Raw genomic sequence first — 16,978 nt, forward strand, 5'->3', positions numbered from 1 at the left:
GAGAGGAGACATAATGTCCGTTGCTACACAGACGCTTTCGCCGCCGTCCAGAACGCTGATGTTTCTGGAGGGGCGAGCCATTTCCGAACTGGGTGCGTTCCTTGGTGCATTGCCGCTCCTGAGTCTCGCGCCGCGTGGCGATGGTCATCCAGTGCTGGTGTTGCCCGGGCTTGTTGCGTCCGACACTTCGACGCGTCCGCTGCGCAGCTTCCTGAAGAGCCGCGGCTACGCGGTCAGCGGCTGGCGCCAGGGCCGCAATCTCGGGCTGCGCCACGGCGTGCAGAACGCGATGGTCGATCTCGTGCACGAGTTGAACGACACGCATGGTCGCAAGGTCTCGCTGGTCGGCTGGAGCCTCGGCGGTCTCTATGCACGCCAGCTCGCCAAGATGATGCCGGAGCGCGTACGCTCCGTGATCACGCTCGGCAGCCCGTTCGCCGCGGGACCGAAGGCGACCAACGCCTGGCGCGTTTATGAGATGGCAAGCGGCCGACGTGCCGACGAAGAGGATTCGCGTTTCGGCGGAGCGCTGTCGGGGACGCCGCCGGTGCCGACCACCGCGATTTTCAGCCGCACTGACGGCATCTGCGCCTGGCAGGGCTGCATGGAAAAGACGTCGGCGACATCAGAGAGCATCGAAGTCGAGAGCAGCCATTGCGGCATGGGCCATCACCCCGCCGTCGTCTATGCGGTCGCCGATCGTCTGGCGCAGGCGGAGGGCGAATGGTCGCCGTTCGATCGAAGCGGCTGGCGCGGTCTGGTTTATCCGAACCCGCATCGGTGATGATTGCGCTTATACCTCGCCCCGCTTGCGGGGAGAGGTCGAAATTTGAGCGAAGCTCGAATTTCGGGTGAGGGGGCTTTCCGCGCACTCACGTCCATCGAACTTGCGGAAGCAGCCCCTCATCCCGACCTTCTAAGAGCGAGCTTCGCTCGTCTCGACCCCGTGAAGAACGGGGAGAAGGAGAAGCGGCCACCGTTGTTGCAAACCCGAAAAACGCGCTATGCCTTGACGCATGTCGCCGCCGCTTGCCCGCATCGTCCAGCAATTGAAGCGCGAACCGTCGCGCACCGGCTCGATCGTCATCACCGTATTCGGCGATGCCATCGTGCCGCGCGGCGGCTCGGTCTGGCTCGGCACACTGCTCGAGTTCTTCGAACAGCTCGACATCGACGCCAGCGTCGTGCGCACCGCGATGTCGCGGCTCACCGCGGACGGCTGGTTCGAGCGCAATAAAGTCGGCCGCAACAGCTTCTATCGTTTGGTGCAGAGCGGGCGGCAAACTTTTGATATCGCAACGAAACACATCTATGGCCCGCCGGCTTCCGACTGGACCGGCCGGTTCGAGCTGCTGCTGATCGGCAATGGCGAAGACCGCGACGCCTCGCGCGAAGCGCTGAAGAACGCCGGCTTCGGCAGTCCGTTGCCGGGTGTGTGGGTCGCGCCGTCGGGCGTGCCGGTGCCAACGGAAGCCGCCGGCGCCATTCGTCTCGAAGTCTCTGCCGAAGACGATAGCGGCCGGCGCCTGCTCAGCGAAAGCTGGCCGCTGCACCGCACCGCCGACGCCTATCAGAAGTTCATGAAAACCTTCGAGCCGCTGCACGGTTGGCTCGGTCGCGGCGAACGGCTCACGGATGCCGACGCCTTCACTGCGAGGATTCTCCTGATCCACCATTACCGCCGCGTCGTGCTGCGGGACCCGCTATTGCCGACAGCGCTTCTGCCCTCGGACTGGCCGGGCAGGGCCGCCCGAACGTTGTGCGGCGACATTTACCGCGCGCTACTTCCCGCGTCCGAACAATGGCTTGACCGCCATGCGACCAACGAAAGTGGGCCGTTGCCAAAGTCCGGCGCGGAACTTTCGAAGCGTTTCGGCGATCCGTAAATATGTTACAGAAATATATTGCATATCTAAATTTATGTTATATATTTCCTCCCAACAAATTCAGGGAGGTCCGCCATGTATACGCAGGCGCTCAATTCGTCCGAGGGCGAAGACCGCAACGTTGAGGACGCCGCGCGGGCTGCGCAGTTCCAGGCCCGTATCGACGCTGACGAACGCATCGAGCCCAACGACTGGATGCCGGCAGCCTACCGCAAGACGCTGACGCGGCAGATCTCCCAGCACGCGCATTCCGAAATCGTCGGCATGCTTCCCGAAGGCAACTGGATCACGCGCGCGCCATCGCTGCGCCGCAAGGCCGCGCTGCTGGCGAAAGTGCAGGACGAATGCGGCCACGGCCTCTATCTCTACGCCGCCGCCGAGACGCTCGGCACCTCGCGCGAGGAACTCGTCGACCTGATGCTGGCGGGGAAGGCGAAGTATTCCTCGATCTTCAACTATCCGACGCTGACCTGGGCCGACATCGGCACGATCGGCTGGCTGGTCGATGGCGCCGCGATCATGAACCAGATCCCGTTGTGCCGTTGTTCTTACGGGCCTTACGCGCGGGCGATGATCCGTGTCTGCAAGGAAGAGTCGTTCCATCAGCGCCAGGGTTTTGAAATCATGCTGATGTTGTGCCGCGGCACCGAGGAGCAGAAGGCGATGGCGCAGGACGCGCTGAACCGCTGGTGGTGGCCGGTCTTGATGATGTTCGGTCCGCCCGACCAGGCCAGCCAGCACAGCGACACCTCGACCAAATGGAAGATCAAGCGTTTTTCGAACGACGAACTGCGCCAAAAATTCGTCGACGCCACCGTGCCGCAGGCGCAGTTCCTCGGGCTTTCGATTCCCGATCCCGGCATGAAACAAAACGAAGCGGGCAACTGGGAATACAGCGCGATCGACTGGGACGAGTTCAAGCAGGTGCTATCAGGCAATGGCCCTTGCAACCGCGACCGTCTCGCCGCGCGCCGCAAGGCGCATGACGACGGCGCCTGGGTGCGCGAGGCGGCGATGGCCTATGCCGAGAAGCGCCGGCAGCGGTCGGCCCTGCAGGCCGCAGAGTAGGGAGACAAGCGATGGCAACGCCGAACATTCCGCTCTGGGAAGTTTTCATTCGCAGCCGCAACGGGCTGGCGCACAAGCATGTCGGCTCGCTGCATGCCACCGACGCGACGCTGGCGCTGCAGGCCGCGCGCGACATCTACACCCGCCGCGGCGAGGGCCTCTCGATCTGGGTCGTGCCGTCGAACGCGATCACCGCGTCCGATCCGTCCGAGAAGGGCATGATGTTCGAGCCGGCGGAATCCAAGATCTATCGGCACCCGACGTTTTACGACGTGCCGGATGAAGTCGGACACATGTGACGCCGTCATTGCGAGCGCAGCTAAGCAAATCCATCGCGCCGCAAAGCAAGTCTGGATTGCTTCCGCCTTCGCTCTTCGAGCTACGGCGGACAAGTCGTAGCTTCGCTCCTCGATTAGCAGGTGATTGAAAATGACCGTCGCCAACATCTCCGTCTCCGAAACGCCGCTGGTGCTCTACACCCTGCGCCGCGCTGACGATGCGCTGATCCTGGGGCATCGGCTGTCGGAATGGTGCGGCCACGCGCCGATGCTGGAAGAGGACATGGCGCTCGCCAATATGGGCCTCGACCTGCTCGGCCAGGCGCGCGAGCTCTATTCCTACGCGGCGAAGACCGAAGGCAGGGGCAACGATGAGGACAAGTTCGCTTACCTGCGCGACGTCAGGCAGTACCGCAATCTCCTGCTGCTGGAACAGCCGAACGGCGACTTTGCCCGCACCATGGTGCGGCAATTCTTCTATGCGACATTCGCCGATCTCTACTGGCGCGCGATGATGCGCTCCGGCGATCCGACGCTGGCGGCGATCGCGGCGAAATCGGAAAAGGAAAGCGCTTATCACGTCAGGCACACTTCCGAATGGGTCGTCCGCCTCGGCGACGGCACCGAGGAAAGCCACGCCCGCGCGCAAGCCGCGATCGACGAACTCTGGGCCTTTACCGGTGAGATGTTCATCGTCGACGACAGCGAGCGCGGCCTGATCGATGCCGGCATCGCGATCGATCCCGCGTCGTTGCATTCGCAATGGCTCAAGACGGTCAGCGGCGTCGTCGGCGAGGCGACGCTTGTTCTGCCCAAGAATGACTGGATGCAGCAGGGCGGCCGCAGCGGCCGGCACAGCGAGCATCTCGGCCATCTCCTCAGCGAACTGCAGTCGATGCCGCGCACGTTTCCGGGGACGACATGGTAGCCGCAATCCTCAATGATGCCGATCTGCGCCGGCGCGCCTGGGAGGCGGCCGCGCAGGTGGTCGATCCCGAGATACCCGTGCTGACCATTGCCGACCTCGGCGTGCTCCGCGATGTCCAGATCCATGACGGCCGCGTCGAGGTCGCGATCACGCCGACCTATTCCGGTTGCCCGGCGATGAACATGATCGCGCTCGAGATCGAACTGGCGCTGGAACGCGCCGGCATCGCGCGGCCGACCGTCCGCACCGTGCTGTCACCGGCCTGGACCACCGACTGGATGAGCGAGGACGGCCGCAACAAGCTTCGTGAATACGGCATCGCGCCGCCACAGGCGTCAAGTTCTCGCCGCGCGCTGTTCGGGGAGCAGCAGGTGGCGTGCCCGCAATGCGGCTCGCCAAATACCGAGCTGCTGTCCGAATTCGGCTCGACCTCCTGCAAGGCGCTGTGGCGCTGCAAGAGTTGTCGCGAACCCTTCGATTATTTCAAGTGTCATTGAGGCCCTCTATGCCGTCATTGCGAGCGAAGCGAAGCAATCCATGGAGCCGCAACACAAGTGTGGATTGCGTCGTCACTGCGCTCCCTTGCGCAAACGCTTCGCGTTTGTCGCAGGCAATGACGATGGGGAAATACTGATGTCGCTCACGCCGCGTTTTCACCGCCTGGCCGTCAACGACCTCCGCCGCGAGGCGGTGGATGCGGTGTCGATGACGTTTGCCATCCCGAAGGAACTGGAAGACGACTACAGTTTTACCCCCGGCCAATACCTCACCCTGCGCACCACGATGGATGGCGAGGAAGTGCGCCGTTCCTATTCGATCTGCTCCGGTCCTGACGACGGCGAGCTGCGTATTGCCGTCAAGAAGGTCGATGGCGGCGCGTTCTCGAACTGGGCCGCGGACGAACTGAAGGCCGGCGACGAACTCGACGTGATGACGCCGACCGGCCGTTTTGGTGTCGCCCATGCGCCTGATGAGGCGCGGATCTATGTCGGCTTTGCCGCAGGAAGCGGCATCACGCCGATCCTGTCGATCGTCAAGGGCGTGCTGGCGCGCGAGCCCAACAGCCGCTTCTTCCTGTTTTACGGCAACCGCGCGACAGCAGGCATGCTGTTCCTCGAAGAGCTGGAGGAATTGAAGGATCGCTTCATGCAGCGGCTTTCGCTGTTCCACGTCATTTCGGGGGAAGAGCAGGACATTCCGATCCTGCATGGCCGGCTCGACGGCGAGAAGGTGCGCGTGCTGCTGCGCTCGCTGGTGCCGGCGGCGAGCGTCGATCACGTCTTCATCTGCGGCCCCATCGGGATGAGTGAGGACATCGAGGCGACCTGCCGCGAGATCGGCATCATCGAGGATCGCATCCATGTTGAGCGTTTCGTCTCGGAGTTCGGCGGCAAGCCGCGCCCGAAGAAAGCCATCGAAGCGTCGGCGCCGCCCAGGGCGATGGCGTCGCTGATCATCGACGGCAAGCGCCGCGAGGTGCCGGTCGCCGAGGAGGAATCCATCCTCGATGCCGCGTTGCGCGCCGGAATGGACTTGCCGTTCGCCTGCAAGGGCGGCATGTGCTCGACCTGCCGCGCCAAGCTGGTCGAGGGCGACGCGCAGATGGAAGTCAATTATTCGCTCGAGCCGTGGGAGCTGAAGGCGGGTTTTATCCTGACCTGCCAGGCGCGGCCATGTTCGGACAAGGTGGTCGTGGACTACGACCATGTTTAGGATTTCGCAGGATCGTCGACACTTCGGGTGCTTCGTCCCAAGACTGACACACTACGCAAAGAGGTCTGCTCAACAGGCCCGTGCGACACAGGGAGAGAACGTCGTGGATCCGTCTCAACGACCGGGCTTACCGCTATGAACGTCGCGCTCTCGCCTGACGAGATCGCACGCGCCTGCGCGGATGCGATGTGGAAAGAAGACGACGCCAGCAAGGGCCTCGGCATGAACATTGTCGAGATCAAGCCCGGGCAGGCCACGCTGACGATGACGGTGCAGCCGCACATGGTCAACGGCCAGCGCATCGCCCATGGCGGCTTCATCTTCCTGCTGGCCGATTCCACCTTCGCTTTTGCCTGCAACTCGCGCAACGAGCGCGCGGTTGCCGCGCAATGCGACATCACCTTCATCCGGCCGGGCAAGCTCGGCGATGTGCTGATCGCGACGGCGCGGGAAGTTTCGCGCAATGGACGGTCCGGGATTTACGACGTCCGCGTCACCGCGAGCGAGGTCGTGATTGCGGAGTTTCGCGGTCATTCCCGCACCATCGCCGGAACGTGGCTGCCGGTTGCGGACAACGGTGCGACGCAAAGATAGCGAGAAGGGAAACGCCATGGCCATGGCCAGATTGAAATCCAGCGGAAGCGGTTACAGCGCTGAATTGGATGAGGCCGAGCGGGCCTCGCGTGACGAGATCATGGCGCTGCAGACCAAGCGTCTCGCCTGGTCGCTCAAGCACGCCTACGACAATGTCACGCATTACCGGAAGGCCTTCGATGCGGCCAGCGTGCATCCCTCCGACTTCAGGCAACTCTCCGATCTCGCCAAATTCCCGTTCACGGTGAAGACCGACCTGCGCGACAATTACCCCTTTGGCATGTTCGCGGTGCCGCGCGAAAAGCTGGTGCGCGTCCATGCGTCCTCGGGCACGACAGGCAAGCCGATCGTGGTCGGCTATACGCAAGGCGACATCGATATCTGGTCGGAGGTGATGGCGCGCTCGATCCGCGCCGCCGGCGGCCGCACCGGCATGCTGATGCACAACGCCTATGGCTACGGCCTGTTCACCGGCGGCCTCGGCGCGCATTACGGCGCCGAACGGCTCGGCTGTACGGTGGTGCCGGTCTCCGGCGGCATGACCGAGCGGCAGGTGCAACTGATCAACGACTTCAAGCCCGACATCATCACGGTGACGCCGAGCTACATGCTGGCGATATCTGATGAGTTCAAGAAGCAGGGCCTCGATCCGCGCAAATCGTCATTGAAATTCGGCATCTTCGGCGCCGAACCCTGGACCAACGCGATGCGCGCCGAGATCGAGCAGACCTTTGATATGGAGGCCACCGATATTTACGGCCTGTCGGAGGTGATCGGGCCCGGGGTGGCGCAGGAATGCGTGGAGACCAAGGATGGCCTGCATATCTGGGAGGATCACTTCTATCCCGAGGTGATTGATCCCGAGACCGGCGCGGTGCTGCCCGACGGCGAAAAGGGCGAACTGGTCTTCACCTCGCTGACCAAGCAAGGCTTTCCGATCATCCGCTACCGCACCCGCGATCTGACGCGGCTGCTGCCGGGCACGGCGCGGCCGGGCATGCGGCGCATGGAGAAGGTTACGGGGCGTTCCGACGACATGATCATCCTGCGCGGCGTCAACGTGTTCCCGACGCAGATCGAGGAAGCGCTGCTCGCGACCGATTGGTGCGGCGGCCATTTCATCATCGAGCTGACGCGGGAAGGGCGGATGGACGAGATGACCGTGCTCGCCGAAGCCCGCCCCGAAAGCTGGGACGGCAGCGGACTGCACGCGCATGCCGAAAAGGTCGCGGTCTTCATCAAGAACACCATCGGCATCACCGCCCGCATCAAGGCCGTCGCCCCGGATACGCTCGAACGCTCGCTCGGCAAGGCAAAACGTGTTTACGACAAGCGGCCGAAAGGGTAACTCCTGCTGCTCAGAAGCCAGCAGGAATGCCTGATGTCATTTGCCGAGAAGCCCGATGTTCGATCTGCCACGGTCCAGGCGCGCTGTGTCCGCCTGCCGGCGAAGGCAGCCGATGCCGCATCGATCTCACCGGTCATCGAGACGCACGCGCTGTCGCGCGGCGAAAACGATCTGCTGATCGAGGTCAAGGCCGCCGCCGTCAATCCATCCGACGTCAAGGCCGCGACCGGGCTGATGCCTTATGCCGTATTCCCGCGCACGCCGGGCCGCGACTATGCGGGCGTCGTGATCGACGGTCCGCAGGGCTGGATCGGGCGCGAAGTGTTCGGCTCGTCCGGCGATCTCGGCATCCGCCGCGACGGCACGCATGCCACGCACCTCGTGGTCGAGGCGGACGCGGTAGTTGAGAAGCCGGGCAGCATTTCCTGGGAGGCGGCCGCCGGCATCGGCGTGCCCTTCGTCACCGCAATGGAAGGTCTGCGCCGCGCCGGCATTCCGAAAGCGGGCGAGACCGTGCTTGTCATGGGCGTCAACGGCAAGGTCGGGCAGGCGGCGACGCAGATCGCGACCTGGTACGGCGCGCGGGTGATCGGCGTCGTTCGCAAGAGCGAGTCCTATGAAGGTCATTCCAATTCGCAAGTCGAGGTTATCGACGCCTCCGCGACCGACGTCGCTTCGCGCGTGCGCGAACTCACGGATGGCAAGAGCGCCGACATTGTCTTTAACACCGTCGGCGATCCCTATTTCGAGGCGGCACACACATCGCTCGCCTTGCGCGGACGCCAGATCCTGATCGCCGCGGTCGACCGCATCGTGCAGTTCAATATCCTCGAGTTCTATCGCGGCCAGCACACTTACGTGGGCATCGATACGCTCGGCCTGTCGTCAGTCGCGACCGGCGCGGTGCTTCGGGAACTCGGCCCCGGCTTCGCTGGCGGACATCTCAAGCCGTTTCCGATCAAGCCGAATGCGATCTATCCGTTGGAGCAGGCCAAGGCGGCCTTTATCGCCGTGGCGGGCTCGTCGCGCGATCGCGTCATCCTGCGGCCTTAGGCTTAGGCTTCGCGGGCCGCTATTTTCGACTGCCTCGCGGAAAACAAATCTCCCGTCTTGATTGGTGGCAACGTTTTTATTCCCCGATTGTTAGGTCTTGCGAGAGATTCATTCTCTGCGCCGGCAGACCGTGGACGAGCCTATGCTTCCAACGTAATAGCAGCACGGAAATTGCATCCTATTTGAGCAATGACAGCCGTGTCCGCGGCGCCTAGAGAGCAGGAAAACGCCAGTGCTTGATGGTGGCCAGATTATCGTCGTGAGCGGATTGCTGATCGGCCTTGTCTACGGCTCGGTCGGGTTGCTGAGCGGCTTTTGCCTGCTCTCTGGCTTGCGCGGCTGGTGGGCCGATGGCGACGGCCGGCTGGTCCGCACCTACGCGCTGGCGATCGGCGTGGCCGTCGCTGCGACGCAATTGCTGGCGGCCGCCGGTTTGGTCGATATCGGCAAGTCGATTTACCTGCAGCCCTCGTTTTCGGCGCCGGTGATGTTCTTCGGTGGCCTCTTGTTCGGCTACGGCATGGTGCTGTCGAACGGCTGCGGCTCCCGCGCGCTGGTGCTGCTCGGGCGCGGTAATCTCCGTTCCTTCGTCGTCGTCGTCGTGCTCGCCATCGTCGCGCAGATGACGCTGAAGGGCCTGATCGCGCCGCCGCGCATTGCGTTGGTCGCCGCGTCCCAGACTACGGCAACAGCAAACTCGGTGCCGGCGCTGCTCGCGGGAGCAGGCCTGACGGCGACGGTTGCACGCATGCTGGCGGCCTCGATCATCGCAGCGGCGCTGATCATCTTCGCCTTTGCGCATCCGGCGTTCCGGCGCTCGCCGGGCCAGGCCGCAGCCGGCGTTGTGATCGGCTTGCTGGTCGCGGCCGGCTGGCTTGCCACCGGCTATCTTGGCGCCGACGATTTCAATCCGACGCCGGTCACCTCGCTCACCTTCATCGCGCCGATCGCCGACGCACTTCAATATGTCATGCTGTCGACGGGATCGACGCTGAATTTCGGCATCGTCACCGTGTTCGGCGTGTTCGCCGGCAGCCTTGCGACTGCGCTCCTGACCGGACGCTTCCAGCTCGAGGGCTTTCAATCGCCGCGCCACATGCTGCGCTCGGGCGGCGGCGCGGCGCTGATGGGCGCAGGCGGCGTGATGGCGTTCGGCTGCTCGATCGGGCAGGGCTTGACGGGATTTTCCACGCTGGCGCTGGCGTCGTTGATTGCATTTGCCGGTATTCTCGTCGGCACCGCCGCCGGCCTGCGCGGCGCACTGCGCGTGCGCCCGCTGGCGGCCGCTTAATCAGCCGCCTTCGTCACGATCCGGATTTCCGAGGTGAGTGTCCGGTGGACCGGACACTTGTCGGCAATCTCCATCAACCGCTTGCGCTGATCAGCATCGAGCACGCCCTCGATTGAGATGACGCGGTCGATCTGATCCAGCATGCCCTCCCGCGTTTCGCATTCCTCGCAATCTCTTGCGTGAATCTTGCTGTGCTTCAGCGTCACCGTAATGCGCTCGACGGGCAGCGATTTACGGTCGGCGTACATCCGCATCGTCATCGACGTGCAGGCGCCGAGGCCGGCAAGAACAAAATCATACGGCCCGGGTCCGCTGTCCTGGCCGCCGACGGCCAAGGGTTCATCCGCCACCATTTCATGCGGACCCGAGGTGACGATCTGCTGGAACTTGCCGTTGCGGGTTTCGCGCACCACGACGTTGCGCGGCGCATCGCTCGCGGCAGCGGCGGGCTGCGCTGCGACCGGCTCGATATAGCGTTCGGCCCAGGCGGCGATGACGCCGGCGACATAGGCCGCGTCGCGCTTGCCGGACAACAGATGATCGGCGCCCGCCAGCGACACAAAGCTCTTGGGATGCTTGGCCGCGACGAAGATGTTCGTGGCATTGTCGATCCCGACCGTGTCGTCGGTCGGCGCATGCATGATCAACAGCGCCTTGTGCAGCTTTGCGACGTGCGACATCAGGCTGTGCTCGGCAATGTCGTCGAGGAATTCGCGCTTGATGTGGAACGGCCGTCCGGCGAGCTGGACCTCGACCTCACCATGCTTGCGGATGTCCTCGATGCGATCCCTGAACAGATGGGTGACATGGACGGGATCGGAGGGCGCCGCGATGGTCACGACCGCCTTGGCATCCGGGATTTTTCCGGCGGCAGCGAGGATCGCCGCGCCGCCGAGGCTGTGCCCGATGAGGAGAGTGGGGGCTCCGCGGGTTTCGCGCAGATGATCGGCAGCGCGGACGAGATCGGCGACGTTTGAGGAGAAGGTCGAATTTGCAAATTCGCCTTCGCTGGAGCCGAGGCCGGTAAAGTCGAAACGCAATACCGCAATCCCCTTGGCGGCCAGCGCGGTAGCGATGCGTTTCGCGGCCAGCACGTCCTTGCCGCAGGTGAAGCAATGCGCAAACAGCGCGTAGGCCTGCACCGGTCCATCCGGCGTATCCAGCGCGGCGGCAAGCTGATGGCCGCCTTCGCCGGTGAATTGGAAGCGTTCATGCGGCACGGGCGTTCTCCCCAATCATTGTTGCGGCTTTATTCGCCGGAATACCTCTGTTCCTGCCACGGGTCACCGCGGTTGTGATAGCCGCGGACTTCCCAATAGCCAGGCGCATCCTCTGCAAGAAATTCGACGCTCTGCAGCCATTTCGCGCTTTTCCAGAAATAGAGATGCGGCACGACGAGCCGTACCGGGCCGCCATGCTCCTGCTCGAGCGGCGCGCCCGACCAGCTATGGACGAGGATTGCGTCCTCGGCGGCGAAATCCTCCAGCGCCAGATTGGTGGTGTAGCCGTCATGGGAATGCAGCACCACGAACCGCGCCTCCTCGCGCGGCCGGCAGGCATCGAGCAGATCGCGGGTCGAGAGTCCCTCCCACTGATTGTCGTAACGCGACCATGTGGTGACGCAGTGAATGTCGGATACGAACTTGCTCTGCGGCTGCGCGGAAAACTGCGCGAAATCCCAGAACAGCGGATTTTCCACCGCGCCATAAACATCGAGCCGCCAGCGCTCGCGCGAAATGTTCGGCGTCAATCCGAGATCGAGTGTCGGCCAATCTCTGGTGAGATGCTGGCCCGGCGGCAGGCGCGCTTCGTCAGGCCGCGAAACCTTTCCGGTGAGAAACTTTCCCTCACGCGCCCAGCGCGCCTTGCTGCGCGTCAGCTTGCTCTCCGGCGGCGGATCGTTCTCGTCGGCCATATCGGGACCAGTCACTCGTGGCGATGCATAGCGGACGCATGTTTGGTGTCGCGCATCGTCGCATAGATGATGAGCGAGAGGAAGATCATGCCGCTGAGATAATAATAGAACCAGTCCTCGTGTCCCAACGTCTTAAAATAGAGCGCGACCGCCGGCGCGGTGCCGCCGAACACCGATACCGTGATGGCATAGGGCAGGCCGACGCCGAGCGCGCGGACGTTGGTCGGGAATAATTCGGCCTTCACGACGGCGTTGATCGAGGTGTAGCCGGCGACGAAGATCCAGGCGGCGCAGATCAGCAGGAAGGCCGTGAACGGCGATTTTGTCTCTTTCAGCGTAGTCAGGATCGGGACCGTCGCCAGCGTGCCCATGACGCCGAAGAAGATCAGCAGCGGCTTGCGGCCGATGCGGTCGGAAAGGCCGCCATAGATCGGCTGCAACAGGGTCGCGAAGATCAGCGAGCTGAAGATCACGAAGGTGGTCTGGTCCTCGGTCAATCCGACCGAGAGCTTGACGAAGGTCTGCATGTAGGTGGTGAACGTATAGAACGCTGCGGTGCCTCCGGCGGTGAGGCCGACCACGAGCAGCAGCTCGCGCGGATATTTCAGAAGCCCGCGGATCGAGCCGGTCGGTTTTGTCAGCTTCTTGGCTTCCTCGAACGCCTCCGTCTCATGCAGGTTGCGCCGCATGACGGCGGCGAAGACCGCGAGCAGGGCGCCGATCACGAAGGGAATCCGCCAGCCCCAATCCTTGAGCTGTTCTGGCGTGAGAAACACCTTCTGCAGCAGGAGCAACACCATGATCGCGGTGAGCTGGCCGCCGATCAGGGTGACATACTGAAAGCTTGAATAGAATCCGCGATGCCTGGGGTCGGCGACTTCGGTCAGGTAGGTCGCGCTGGCGCCGTACTCGCCGCCAAGGCTCAATCCCTCGATGATACGCGCCAGCGCCAGAATGGCGGGGGCGGCGATCCCGATCGTGGCATAGGTCGGCGTCACCGCGATGATCAGCGAGCCGAAGCACATGCAGACGACGGAAAGCGTCAACGACAGCCGCCGGCCGTAGCGGTCGGCGATGAAGCCGAACAGCCAGCCGCCGAGCGGACGCATCAGGAAGGTCGCCGCGAACAGCACCGCGACGTCGAGCTGCTGCACCACCGGGTCGCTGTTCGGAAAGAACGCCGGCGCGAAATACAGCGCGAACGCGGTGTAGGCGTAGAAATCATACCATTCGACGAGATTGCCGACCGAGCCGATGAAGATCGCCTTGATCCGCCGTTTCACGTCCTTGATGTCTACATGATCGTCGGCGGGCTTGATGACTTGATCCGTCATGCCGATCTCCACGGGCGATTGCGATCCCTTTATTCCGGATCAGTTCGCCTCTTTGACCAGCACTGCTAACGGCCGCAGGCCGCGCCCGGTTCCCTCCGATGGACACGAGGAGTTGGATGCCTGTGCGAGGCCGGGATCACGGACCCTTCAAATAATCTTTATTTCGGCGCCCGTGGATCGATCGGCGTCGTCCCGCGCACGCCCAGAATATCCTCAAGCACCCTGCTGCCTGCGAGCAACTGCGCCTCGCCGCGCGGCGGCGCCACCACCTGCAGCCCGACCGGCAGGCCCGAGGCGGTAAATCCGCACGGCAACGACAGCGCGGGACAACACACCAGCGTGATCGCGTAGACGATGCCGAGCCATTCGACATAATTGTCGAACTTCTTGCCGTCGCATTCGGCGACGTAGCGGTTCTCGACCGGGAACGGCGGTACGATCGTGGCCGGCGCCAGCAACAGGTCGTATTTGTCGAAGAATTCCAGCGTGCGCGCGGTCATGGCGACGCGCTGTGCTTCGGCGCGTTCGAGCTGCTCGACCGTCAGCTTGAGGCCTTCCTCGATGTTCCAGATCACTTCGGGCTTCAGCAGGTCGCGCTTCGAACGCAACAGCGCCGCCTTGGATAGAGCAAAGTCGAAGGCGCGCAGCACGTGGAAACATTCGTGGGCCTCGCGCAGGTCGGGATGGGCTTCCTCGACGATCGCACCAGCCTCCGCAAAACGCTGCGCGGCCTTGCGGGTGATGGCCGCGACTTCAGGATCGACCGGCGTGATGCCAAGATCAGGCGAATAGGCGATGCGCCTCGGCTTGCTGCCGGAACGCGCGGCGGAAAGAAACGAGTTCGGCAGCACAGGCAGCGACAGCGGATCGGCTGGATGCTCGCCGCTCATGGCATCGAGCAGCAGGGCCAGGTCCTCCACGTTGCGCGCCATCGGACCCTGGACGCCGAGATTGCGATCGACCGCCGCGGCTACCGTATGCGCGACGCGGCCGATGCTCGGCCGCAATCCGACGATGCCGCAAAAGCTCGCGGGGTTGCGTAAGCTACCGCCCATGTCGGAACCATGCGCCAGCCACGCCGTGCCGGTGGCGAGCGCCACTGCTGCGCCACCCGACGAGCCGGCGGCGGAGCGGGACGTATCCCAGGGATTGCGTGTCGGGCCGAACACTTCGTTGAAGGTGTTGGCGCCGGCGCCGAATTCCGGCGTGTTCGACTTGGCGTAGATTACCCCGCCATTGTTTTCGAGATGCTCGACCAGGATATCCGACTTCGCCGGGATGTTATCCTTGTAGATCGGTGAGCCCTGCGTGGTCAGGACGCCCGCGACATTGGTGAGGTCCTTGATCGGGATCGGAAGGCCGGCGAGCAACCCGCGCTCGCTGGCCGGCTTCTTCATCAGCACGGTGGCGTGCTTTCGGGCGCGGTCGAAGCACAGCGTCGGCAGCGCGTTGACCTTGCCGTCGACCTCGGCGATGCGTTTTTCCAGCACGTCAAGCAGGTCGAGCGGGGTGACTTCGCCCGATTTCAGCTTGCCGACGATGGCACACGCTGTCTCATGCACCAGCCCCTGATCAGCCACTTCGCTATCTCCGTTTGTTTCCGTTTCTTGATCGCAGATGGTGCTGTAGAACATTTTCCGGCAAAGTGGAAACGCACCAAAGTTGTGGCCGACCGGAGATATTGCATGACGACTCTGTTTTCTGAGCTGGACTGGCGCGCGATGAGCCAGGAGGCGCGGGACCTCGGCCTCAATAACGGCGTCGCCGTGCCCGGCAGCGTCGAGATGGTTGCAGGCTGGGAGCAGCGCTCCGCCGAGATGCGCAAGCGTTTCCCCGGGCATCTCGACCTGCGATATGGCCCGCGCGAGCGCAACCGGATCGATTTCCTGAAGGCCGCCGACAACGCGCCGACGCTGCTGTTTATTCACGGCGGCTACTGGCAGGCGCGGGCCAAGGAAGTCTTCACCGTCGTTGCCGAAGGTCCGATGGCGCATGGCATCAATGTGGCGCTGGTCGGCTACACGCTGGCGCCGGAGGCTGCGCTGGACGAAATCGTCGCCGAAATCCACGCCGGCATTGATTTCCTCACCGCGCAATTGCCTGCGCTTGGTGCTGCGGCCGGGGGCATCGTGGTTTCCGGCTGGTCCGCCGGCGGGCACCTGACCTCGATGGCGCTGTCGCATCCGAAGGTGAGGGCGGGTATGGCCATATCAGGCATCTACGATCTTGAACCTATCCGCCAGTCTTACCTGAACGAGAAGCTGAAGGCCGATGAAGCAACCTCTCGCCGCAACTCGCCGATGATGCAGGAAGGCGGTCCGCCAAAACCACTGTCGCTGGTGGTCGGCAGCGCCGAACTGCCGCTATTGCGCAAGCAGACCGCGGACTTCGCTGGCCACCGCGCCAAGTACGGATTGCCGGTGACGTATGAGGAAATTCCCGATGCGAACCACTTCACCATCATGTACGAGATGATGTCGCCGAAGGGGAGGATCACGACGCTGATCCGGCAGTTGTTCGAGCGGACGACAGGTTGAGCCGTCATTGCGAGCCAACGGGTCGCGCGAATGCGCGCCCGATGACAGGCTCCGCGAAGCAATCGCGCCGCGGGGGAAGCGTGGATTGCTTCGTCGCTTCGCTCCCTTGCGCAAACGCTTCGCGTTTGTCGCCGGCAATGACGTCGAGGGCGTTTACCTAACCCCAACCCGAAGTATGCCCGCCATCCACGGTAAAGATCACCCCCGACGTATACCCCGAGCGATCCGACGCCAGAAACGCCATGAGATCGCCGATCTCGCGCGCATGCGCGGGACGGCCGAGCGGCATGCCTTTCTGGAATTCCTTGTAGCGGTTCTCGTCGCCGAACTGGTTCTTGGCGCGGGTCTTCAGCAGCGTGACGTGGCGGTCGGTGCCGACCGGCCCGGGATTGATGCCGACCACGCGAATATTGTCGGCGAGGCTTTTGCCGCCGAGCGCGCGGGTAAAAGCCATCAGCGCAGCGTTGCCGGCGCTGCCGCAGATGTAGTTGGCGTCGAATTTTTCACCGGCAGCACCGATGTCGTTGACGATGACGCCGCCGCCGCGCGCCTTCATCTGCGCATAGATCGCGCGGGTCAGGTTGATGTAGCCGAACACCTTCAGCTCCCAGGCGTGACGCCAGGCCGCCTCGTCGATCTTGTTGATCGAGCCGCCCGGGATATCGCCGGCATTGTTGACAAGGATGTCGATATCGGCGGCGTCCTTTGCGAGCCTGGCGATGTCGTCCGGCTTGCGCAGGTCCACGACATGGGTCGTCGCGCCGATTTGGTGCGCCGAGCGCAGCCGCTCGGCAAGTGCTTTCAAGGCATCGCCGCTGCGGGCGGCCAGCATGACGTCGCAGCCTTCCTCGGCGAAGGCTTCGGCCGCGGCCGCGCCAATGCCCTTGGATGCGCCGGTGATCAGGACGCGTTTGCCGCGCAGATGCAGATCCATGGAATTTCTCGCTTGGGTGAGGGAGGCAGGAAGAGGGGGCCACAAATTGTTAGGCTTGCGGCGCCATGGCGGTCAACATTGCAGTGCAGCGTTGCGCAG

At 63.5% G+C, this 16,978-nt stretch carries 17 protein-coding genes; 12 read left to right on the plus strand and 5 right to left on the minus strand.

The features are described 5' to 3' along the window. Positions 1-13 precede the first annotated feature (13 nt). The 11 genes from IVB05_RS15355 to IVB05_RS15405 all read left to right on the plus strand — a co-directional run bounded on the left by IVB05_RS15355 (position 14) and on the right by IVB05_RS15405 (position 10,159). Entirely contained in the window at positions 14-784 is a 771-nt protein-coding gene (locus tag IVB05_RS15355) for an alpha/beta hydrolase (RefSeq protein ID WP_247785184.1), read from the plus strand. Between the two features lie 232 nt (positions 785-1,016). Continuing rightward, entirely contained in the window at positions 1,017-1,886 is an 870-nt protein-coding gene (gene paaX, locus IVB05_RS15360) for a phenylacetic acid degradation operon negative regulatory protein PaaX (protein ID WP_247785185.1), read from the plus strand. A 75-nt stretch (positions 1,887-1,961) separates the two neighbouring features. Then, a complete protein-coding gene (paaA, locus tag IVB05_RS15365; protein WP_247785186.1) occupies positions 1,962-2,954 on the plus strand; it encodes a 1,2-phenylacetyl-CoA epoxidase subunit PaaA in 993 nt (330 codons plus the stop codon). Positions 2,955-2,965: 11 nt separating this feature from the next. Next, positions 2,966-3,253, plus strand: coding sequence for a 1,2-phenylacetyl-CoA epoxidase subunit PaaB (paaB, locus tag IVB05_RS15370; RefSeq protein ID WP_027539035.1), 288 nt, complete (start codon positions 2,966-2,968; stop codon positions 3,251-3,253). A 130-nt stretch (positions 3,254-3,383) separates the two neighbouring features. After that, entirely contained in the window at positions 3,384-4,160 is a 777-nt protein-coding gene (paaC, locus tag IVB05_RS15375; protein ID WP_247785187.1) for a 1,2-phenylacetyl-CoA epoxidase subunit PaaC, read from the plus strand. Beyond that, entirely contained in the window at positions 4,154-4,657 is a 504-nt protein-coding gene (gene paaD / locus IVB05_RS15380; RefSeq protein WP_247785188.1) for a 1,2-phenylacetyl-CoA epoxidase subunit PaaD, read from the plus strand. The genes paaC and paaD overlap by 7 nt, the downstream gene beginning before the upstream one ends. 136 nt (positions 4,658-4,793) lie before the next feature. Further along, on the plus strand, positions 4,794-5,873 hold the full coding sequence (gene paaE, locus IVB05_RS15385; RefSeq protein WP_247785189.1) for a 1,2-phenylacetyl-CoA epoxidase subunit PaaE: 1,080 nt from the start codon (positions 4,794-4,796) through the stop codon (positions 5,871-5,873). Positions 5,874-6,008: 135 nt separating this feature from the next. After that, positions 6,009-6,467: a hydroxyphenylacetyl-CoA thioesterase PaaI gene (paaI, locus tag IVB05_RS15390; protein ID WP_247785190.1), complete on the plus strand. Its 459-nt coding sequence runs from the start codon at positions 6,009-6,011 to the stop codon at positions 6,465-6,467. A gap of 16 nt (positions 6,468-6,483) precedes the next feature. Further along, entirely contained in the window at positions 6,484-7,815 is a 1,332-nt protein-coding gene (gene paaK / locus IVB05_RS15395; protein WP_247785191.1) for a phenylacetate--CoA ligase PaaK, read from the plus strand. Between the two features lie 33 nt (positions 7,816-7,848). Further along, a complete protein-coding gene (locus tag IVB05_RS15400; protein ID WP_247785192.1) occupies positions 7,849-8,868 on the plus strand; it encodes a zinc-binding alcohol dehydrogenase family protein in 1,020 nt (339 codons plus the stop codon). 232 nt (positions 8,869-9,100) lie between these two features. After that, entirely contained in the window at positions 9,101-10,159 is a 1,059-nt protein-coding gene (locus IVB05_RS15405) for a YeeE/YedE family protein (RefSeq protein ID WP_247785193.1), read from the plus strand. Here IVB05_RS15405 and IVB05_RS15410 read toward each other — a convergent pair. The 4 genes from IVB05_RS15410 to IVB05_RS15425 form a co-directional block, all read right to left on the minus strand. Continuing rightward, positions 10,156-11,379 (minus strand): bifunctional alpha/beta hydrolase/OsmC family protein, encoded by a 1,224-nt coding sequence (locus IVB05_RS15410; RefSeq protein WP_247785194.1) that lies wholly within the window; start codon positions 11,377-11,379, stop codon positions 10,156-10,158. The genes IVB05_RS15405 and IVB05_RS15410 overlap by 4 nt on opposite strands. Positions 11,380-11,408: 29 nt before the next feature. After that, entirely contained in the window at positions 11,409-12,074 is a 666-nt protein-coding gene (locus IVB05_RS15415; RefSeq protein ID WP_247786703.1) for a sulfite oxidase-like oxidoreductase, read from the minus strand. A gap of 11 nt (positions 12,075-12,085) precedes the next feature. Further along, on the minus strand, positions 12,086-13,408 hold the full coding sequence (locus IVB05_RS15420; RefSeq protein ID WP_247785195.1) for an MFS transporter: 1,323 nt from the start codon (positions 13,406-13,408) through the stop codon (positions 12,086-12,088). A 158-nt stretch (positions 13,409-13,566) separates the two neighbouring features. Beyond that, positions 13,567-14,988: an amidase family protein gene (locus IVB05_RS15425; protein WP_247785196.1), complete on the minus strand. Its 1,422-nt coding sequence runs from the start codon at positions 14,986-14,988 to the stop codon at positions 13,567-13,569. Positions 14,989-15,093: 105 nt separating this feature from the next. Here IVB05_RS15425 and IVB05_RS15430 point away from each other — a divergent pair, with 105 nt between their 5' ends. Continuing rightward, positions 15,094-15,945: an alpha/beta hydrolase gene (locus IVB05_RS15430; protein WP_247785197.1), complete on the plus strand. Its 852-nt coding sequence runs from the start codon at positions 15,094-15,096 to the stop codon at positions 15,943-15,945. A gap of 157 nt (positions 15,946-16,102) precedes the next feature. On the opposite strand, the gene IVB05_RS15435 is transcribed toward IVB05_RS15430, so the two are convergent. Next, positions 16,103-16,879, minus strand: coding sequence for an SDR family oxidoreductase (locus IVB05_RS15435; protein WP_247785198.1), 777 nt, complete (start codon positions 16,877-16,879; stop codon positions 16,103-16,105). Positions 16,880-16,978: the final 99 nt, after the last annotated feature.

This window comes from Bradyrhizobium sp. 170 (assembly GCF_023101085.1).
GTDB lineage: Bacteria > Pseudomonadota > Alphaproteobacteria > Rhizobiales > Xanthobacteraceae > Bradyrhizobium.

What these genes read in the sequence shown, in the direction of transcription:
- IVB05_RS15355 (WP_247785184.1), top strand. Translation starts at nt 14, where the DNA reads ATGTCCGTTGCTACACAGACGCTTTCGCCGCCGTCCAGAACGCTGATG.
- paaX (WP_247785185.1), top strand. Translation starts at nt 1,017, where the DNA reads ATGTCGCCGCCGCTTGCCCGCATCGTCCAGCAATTGAAGCGCGAACCG.
- paaA (WP_247785186.1), top strand. Translation starts at nt 1,962, where the DNA reads ATGTATACGCAGGCGCTCAATTCGTCCGAGGGCGAAGACCGCAACGTT.
- paaB (WP_027539035.1), top strand. Translation starts at nt 2,966, where the DNA reads ATGGCAACGCCGAACATTCCGCTCTGGGAAGTTTTCATTCGCAGCCGC.
- paaC (WP_247785187.1), top strand. Translation starts at nt 3,384, where the DNA reads ATGACCGTCGCCAACATCTCCGTCTCCGAAACGCCGCTGGTGCTCTAC.
- paaD (WP_247785188.1), top strand. Translation starts at nt 4,154, where the DNA reads ATGGTAGCCGCAATCCTCAATGATGCCGATCTGCGCCGGCGCGCCTGG.
- paaE (WP_247785189.1), top strand. Translation starts at nt 4,794, where the DNA reads ATGTCGCTCACGCCGCGTTTTCACCGCCTGGCCGTCAACGACCTCCGC.
- paaI (WP_247785190.1), top strand. Translation starts at nt 6,009, where the DNA reads ATGAACGTCGCGCTCTCGCCTGACGAGATCGCACGCGCCTGCGCGGAT.
- paaK (WP_247785191.1), top strand. Translation starts at nt 6,484, where the DNA reads ATGGCCATGGCCAGATTGAAATCCAGCGGAAGCGGTTACAGCGCTGAA.
- IVB05_RS15400 (WP_247785192.1), top strand. Translation starts at nt 7,849, where the DNA reads ATGTCATTTGCCGAGAAGCCCGATGTTCGATCTGCCACGGTCCAGGCG.
- IVB05_RS15415 (WP_247786703.1), bottom strand. Translation starts at nt 12,074, where the DNA reads ATGGCCGACGAGAACGATCCGCCGCCGGAGAGCAAGCTGACGCGCAGC.
- IVB05_RS15420 (WP_247785195.1), bottom strand. Translation starts at nt 13,408, where the DNA reads ATGACGGATCAAGTCATCAAGCCCGCCGACGATCATGTAGACATCAAG.
- IVB05_RS15430 (WP_247785197.1), top strand. Translation starts at nt 15,094, where the DNA reads ATGACGACTCTGTTTTCTGAGCTGGACTGGCGCGCGATGAGCCAGGAG.
- IVB05_RS15435 (WP_247785198.1), bottom strand. Translation starts at nt 16,879, where the DNA reads ATGGATCTGCATCTGCGCGGCAAACGCGTCCTGATCACCGGCGCATCC.